This is a genomic window from Peptoclostridium litorale DSM 5388, from assembly GCF_900141635.1.
GTDB classification, from domain to species: domain Bacteria; phylum Bacillota; class Clostridia; order Peptostreptococcales; family Peptostreptococcaceae; genus Peptoclostridium; species Peptoclostridium litorale.
In genome coordinates, this window is sequence record NZ_FSRH01000006.1 from 190,355 (window position 1) to 196,754 (window position 6,400).

Consider the following 6,400-nt stretch of genomic DNA (forward strand, 5'->3'; position numbering starts at 1 on the left):
ACAGGCCTTCCTTTCAATAGAACATGGCTAATACATAGCATAGTATATATTAATATTTGCCCATTATATCGCTCCTTAATTAAAATTTTTACCAGTAATTCATATGTTTATGAAGCGTCAAGACATGCGGCTTCTTTCACCAAACTAATTCAGTTCAAATCCGAAGTGTTATTTTAGACGCTTCAAAATATTTATGTTCTGAATATTAAAAGACAGCCACATCAAATTGGCTGTCTTTTAATATTTGGATATAAATAGCTGCCTAAATTTTCGTCAGCCATTTATACTCTAGATTTTCAGTGCACAATATATTTAATGTCCACCCACACTGTTTAGATATTTAAGTTCGCTATTTTCTCTATCCTTATTATATTCTACCCTTGGGTCTCCTGTAGCTATTGTATTTTCTGAATTTCTACTCCACTCATAAAACCCTCCATCAAATACACTTACATTTTCCCATCCTATTGCATAAGTTTCAAAGAATGCAAGAGCTCCTCTCCATCCCGTTGCACAAAAGAACGCAGATCTGTTTTCAGGATTTATGTCCCACTCTGCCCAAATCTTTTCCATTTCCGTGTAGCTTCTCATCGTCCAGTCAATATCAAGGAAGTCCTCTGAGTGATACGCGTCAACTCCGCCATATCCAAATACCGATCCAGGTATTCTTCCCTTTTCGTCGAAATATGAATATCCTCCGTTGTTCTCTCCTGTATATTCATCCCAACAAACTACAGCCACAAGTCTTCCGTTTGGATCCGCAAGAATTTCTCTTGCCTCCTCCATGTCTATATTGTATTCCGGATGCACTGGAATTCCAGCTCCAAAATCTTCGCCTTCCACCCATTTGTTCTCACCCGTCTCCATTTCAAGTCCTGCCTGTCTCCAAGCCTGGTTTCCTCCGTTTAGCATCCTCACGTCTTCAACTCCAGCGTACATGAACGCAGCCGCAAGTCTTCCCGAAGCCATAGGCTCATCGCTTGTAAGTATTACAAGGGTATCTTTCGTTATTCCAGTCTTCTTGAAAAATTCCTTGAAGGTTTCAGGCGAAACAAGGTTCCAAAGAGGAGGGCACTCCACTTCGCACGTGTCCGCATATATCGCTGTAGGTATGTGACCTTTTTTGTACTCTTCAAAAGTCTGATAGTTTGTGTCTATTATTATGTAATCACGCCCATCGTATGCATCGGGATTCTTTCCGTCCACAAGGTCCTTGACCCACTGAGGATATACAAACATCTGGTAGTTTTTCATATGCTCGAATTCGACTGCTGCACTTAGATTAGGATTTTTCGAAATGTCGGAAAGTGCTATGTTTAAAACCTCTTCGTATCCAAGCCCTGCAAGCTTTTCTACAAGAGAAGCACTCTCTTCCCCGTAATTAGAGTAAAGCAGTACTTTTTTGTCCTTTGTTATTCCGGTTTCATCAAGAAGTTTTTGCTGCTCTTCTGCCGAAAGCCCTTCAAGCCAGCTCTGTGAAAAGCTCACGGCGCCTTTAATATGGCCCTGGGGAATACTCTCGTCTATAACCCATCCATTGTACTCCTCGTCATTTCTAGTATCTACTATGACATATTCTTCTCCCTCGACAATCGCCTTAAGCGTCCCCTCGTCTACTCTCGCTGCCGTTTTGCTGCCCACTGTTGAATCTCCGGCCGAACAGCCTGTGAAGAGCATCAAGACCACTGACAATGCAGCTACTAATTTTACTAGATTTCTTTTCATGACAACCTCCATTTACTGTATTTTCTAAGATCAATATTGATTCCACCGCTCATTCTACCATGTCATTACAGAGTATACAAATTGAAAAAAATCATGTGAAATCTTCTATTATTAATTTTATCAATATTGAAAATCAATAGAAAAACAAAATACCGCTGCAAGGAATAAACGCCTGTTTATTCCTCACCGCGGTCATGGCAATCATGCACATTTTTGTTCTTTATTATTTTATTTAATGCTAGTCGTTTTCAAAACTCGCCATCTTCGAGTATTGGCTTTTGTTTTGAGCAAATGCTTTTTCCATTTCGACTTTTTTGCCGGTTTCAGTGCAGTCAATCCTCTGCCTTGAAGACATGGTTTTAGCCCAGATGTAAAAGACCACTCCAAGCACGCACCATCCCAGAATTATACCCCACTCATAGGGCCATATTAAAGAAGCCGGTCCTCCCGGAAGATATATGAGCACCATGAGCGCACAAAGCACTACCGCGGTTATTCCTACAAACATGCCCTTTTTAACCCTGTAAGGCCTTGGCATTTCTGGCTCTTTCTTCCTAAGAACTACAAAAGATATCGAAACCATAAGATATGAAACCACTATCGCAAGCCCTCCTGCATTTCCAAGCCATACAAGCATGCTTCTTCCAAGCAGCGGAGCAAAAGTGGACAGGGCTCCTATCAGGACTATTGCATTTACAGGAGTCTTGTATTTCGGATGCAGCCTTGCCAGAAACGATGGAAGCATTCCCGATTCCGCCATCGCATATATGGCCCTGCTGCCTCCTACGAAAAATGAATTCCAGCTTGTCAGTATGCCTCCTATGCCTCCAAGTATAACTATCTTGGAAGCCATTGAGCTTCCTCCAAACACAGCCTTCATGGCATCTGCTGTTACAAGCCCCGACGAAGCTATCTGATCTGCTCCAAGTGATGACGATACGCTGTATATTATCATTACATACCACGCAACAGCCATTACAACCGACATCACTATTATTTTTCCTATCATTTTAAACGGGACATTTATCTCCTCTGCCGCCTGTGGAATCACGTCAAATCCCACATACATAAATGGAGTCATTACCGCCACCGCAAATATTCCACTTTTGCCGTTCACGAAAAGAGGCCCTGCATTTTGGGCATAACCGTTGAAAGTCGCTCCTCCAAACAAGGTTATACCTATGCACGCTATCAAAAATGTCACTACCCCCTGAAGAAATGCCGCTGTTTTAACCCCGAAATAGTTTACAACAGTTATTATTATGGAGCTTGCAGAACCCACGAGAACCCACGAAAGATATACGTCATATCCCGCTATAGTGTACATGTAACCCTTGAGATACGATGAAAACAGGTATTCCAAAACAGTTGGGAATGCAACCGCCTCAAATGCCACAACCGATACATATCCAAGTATTATAGCCCATGTGCACACGAATGAAGCATTGCTTCCAAGCGCCCTGTGGCTGAACACGTGCTCCCCTCCACACTTTGGCATGGCCGATGTAAGCTCCGCATACGTAAGCCCAACGAAAAGAACCATTATCCCCCCAAGCGCAAACGCTGTAATCGCACCCATCATTCCGGCCGTCCTTATCCACTCGCCTGTAAGAACCACCCACCCCCATCCTATCATGGCTCCAAATGCAAGCGCAGTGATATCTTTTTTAGAAAGCACCCTTTCAAAATTACTGTGACTGTCGCTACTCAAAACAATTCCCCCTTATAAATTTTTACTGCTATTTTTGGATATTCCAAATAAACGCACCACAATTAGACATGATTGTTCATTCCATGGAATTTAGACTTTTTATAAGATATTAATTTCGAACCCAATTGCTCTCAAAAGTTTCATTTTCATATATACCGTTTGTATTTTTACCGTTTGTATTTTGTCCCAGAACTTTTTCGAATGAGAAATCAATAAAACAGATAGTGTCGATAACGCACATGGCCTTAGCCCATGCCGTCATTGGAAAGATTTTAGGATATGTAATAAATGTAAATATATATATACAACTTTTATGATTATACCCAGCGGCATCCGTTCAAAAACATATTTTCATAAAAATCCAAAATGATGCAAATCGAAATTTGACTACAGCGATACATCCACATTTAATCCAACAAATTTCAACATGTTTTTTATTTGAATTTTTCATTTTTGATGTCAATCCTGCACAATCCTACAGAATAGGTCACAAAAAATGATTTCCCGACGAAATAAAATTAAAAGACAACATACTTTCCAATCTTACAATGAACATGAAATAGCTCCTTGAAAATAAATAGTAATCTATTTCATAAAGTAACATAAATACAAAAATAAGCGCTAAAGACTTAACTAACATTTGTCTTTAGCGCTTATTTTTTCATTGCCCTCCGGTTATTCCTCTGCTTTTACTTTTAATTACATTTTTTACCATGTGCTTTTATCGCTGCTTATATCCACTGTCTCTAGTCGAGGAAATTTGAACTCCACGGTTGCGTTTGAGGTCGAGTCATAGTATATCTCAACCTTTTCGATTTCATCCAATATATTATCGCTGTTAAATAGATTTTCTACAGCAGATAAATCGATACTCCCCTTTCCATCTATGCGTACATAATTTATATACTCACATAGATCAGGTATATTCTCGAGAGAACCTTCTCTTGCCTCTATAAAAATTACAAATTCAATCTTACCCTTTTGGTTAGTTGCAGACTCTATAATGTAATTTTTGAACTTTTCGTGCAACTCATGGGTATAGCTTTCAAATCCACACGGAATATCCATGTCGTTGACCAGTTCAGTTAGTTGGCTCAGGTTGAGAGGGTTAACAATAAGTGACTGCAGGGATAAAGCAAAATCACACTTTTCATCTATGCACTTTTCCGTAGCATTCGAGCATGTAATCACCCCCGGGAAGCCCATCTCAACAGTATCGAGCCCTGTGACATCAAAAAATTCCTGCCTTACCTCGCTATTCAACCTCTTTGCAATCGCATGGCATTGTGAAACCTCATTTGCTCTTGTAGGCGCATGAGACATGCCTACAACTACATATGACCTGTTTGTTTTTGTTTTTCGGCATTCCTTAATCATAATTTATCTTCAGATAGCGGATGTACTATGAGTACCAATCGCCCCTGAATACACCTCCTTTTCGTTAAATAAAAAAGGCACCTGCAAAACATGCATTTTATGCCTATATATCGTGGACAAAAGCTTATAAAATTCCTTGTCATCATGTGCCATAGAGCGAGTTTTGCCCATTTCTTCAAAGAGCAGCTTCATAAAGACGTTTACATTTTGGGAATCACGTTCGAATTCAAGCCATGAAAAAACCACCTCTTCATGGTAATTAATACCACAAAGAGATGGTTTTTATCAAATTTTATTACAAATTATCAATCTTTTTTATAAACGATCAAACTTTTTTATAAATGATCAAACTTTTTTATAAATGATCAGACTTTTTTACAAAATTACAACAACTGTAGCTTTAAAACAAAGTTTGATCAAAATAATCGCTACAACCGTTGATTTTTATTAAAAACAAGAACTCAATTTTGAAAAAAAGTTTGATCAAAGTTGAGTTCTTTTATTTTTTTAGTCATATTTATTTTTGAAAAAAAGTTTGATCAAAATTGACAATGTCCAATTATCATTTTTATTCGCAATCTTTCATATCCAGTGCTTTGTTTATGGTTTCTTGAATAACAGACCCACAGCATTTTCCAAGTGGATTGTTAATTTCACATTTTGTATTTTTCATAGCTCCTGTGAGCCTTATAATATCTTTCATATCCTTTGCGCCATTTTTAATAACAGCATCAATGATTTGTTTTTCTGTCATACGATTGCAATAGCATATATATTTCGGATTAGCATCTGTTTTAAACTATATTGGAATCTTCATATCTTGTTTTTTGAATATTTGATTTTCTTGATTATAATAAACAACATCACAATTTTCATTTAAGCAAATATAGTAGCATTCGTTACGAACTGTATTGACTAAATTATCGAGTACAAAATATTTCACAGTTATACTTTTTATTTCTTGGGTTTCTCCACTACATATAGGACAAACCGAAGCTTGCTCTACAGACTCTGCAGAATTTTCATTAGTTACTCAGCAAGATGTTTTAATCTTATTATTTTTCAATGTGTACACCTCCAGGATTAAGTCTTAGTACAAAATACGTATAGAAGTAGACCTTGATAACACTAACTGACTGAATTTTAATCAATTTAAAATGTTTGGATACAAGTTTGCATCATATGTTCAAGTTGTTCATTATATTATGTATAGTGTAAAATTAAAATACAAACAATTGCAAAAATAAAATACAATTCAAAAATAGAAAAAGTCATTGTCAACATCCACAAAATATACTACCCTTTAGGTGTCGAATCTAAAAGGGGGTAGAAAGGAATGTTAACAATGACTCGAATTAAGCATATCAAAAAACTGTACACTTTTAAATGAAAAAATGTAAGTGAAATATGTAAGTTAACAGGCCATAACTATAGGACTGTAGTTAAATACCTTGAAAAAAATGATTTTAATGAAAAAATTGAAAAAAATAGCGATGACAAAAGAGGTAGGCCAAGACAAATTGATTCTGTTATAGGAATAATAGATCAGTGGCTTATGCAAGACAAATCAGCTCCGCTGAAACAAAG

At 37.5% G+C, this 6,400-nt stretch carries 5 protein-coding genes; all 5 read right to left on the reverse strand.

The window, feature by feature from the left end; all coding sequences use genetic code 11:
• Window positions 1–312: 312 nt before the first annotated feature.
• The gene (locus BUQ87_RS07625; protein ID WP_052636077.1) at window positions 313–1,725 is read right to left on the reverse strand and encodes a rhodanese-like domain-containing protein; all 1,413 of its coding nucleotides are present in this window, start codon (window positions 1,723–1,725) and stop codon (window positions 313–315) included.
• Between the two features lie 238 nt (window positions 1,726–1,963).
• Window positions 1,964–3,436, reverse strand: a complete 1,473-nt coding sequence (locus tag BUQ87_RS07630) for an APC family permease (RefSeq protein ID WP_143182430.1) — start codon at window positions 3,434–3,436, stop codon at window positions 1,964–1,966.
• Between the two features lie 708 nt (window positions 3,437–4,144).
• A complete protein-coding gene (locus tag BUQ87_RS07635) occupies window positions 4,145–4,813 on the reverse strand; it encodes a hypothetical protein (RefSeq protein ID WP_038264173.1) in 669 nt (222 codons plus the stop codon).
• A 568-nt stretch (window positions 4,814–5,381) separates the two neighbouring features.
• Window positions 5,382–5,585: a (2Fe-2S)-binding protein gene (locus BUQ87_RS15895; RefSeq protein WP_278309044.1), complete on the reverse strand. Its 204-nt coding sequence runs from the start codon at window positions 5,583–5,585 to the stop codon at window positions 5,382–5,384.
• Between the two features lie 27 nt (window positions 5,586–5,612).
• Window positions 5,613–5,795, reverse strand: coding sequence for a hypothetical protein (locus BUQ87_RS15900; protein ID WP_278309045.1), 183 nt, complete (start codon window positions 5,793–5,795; stop codon window positions 5,613–5,615).
• Between the last annotated feature and the right edge of the window lie 605 nt (window positions 5,796–6,400).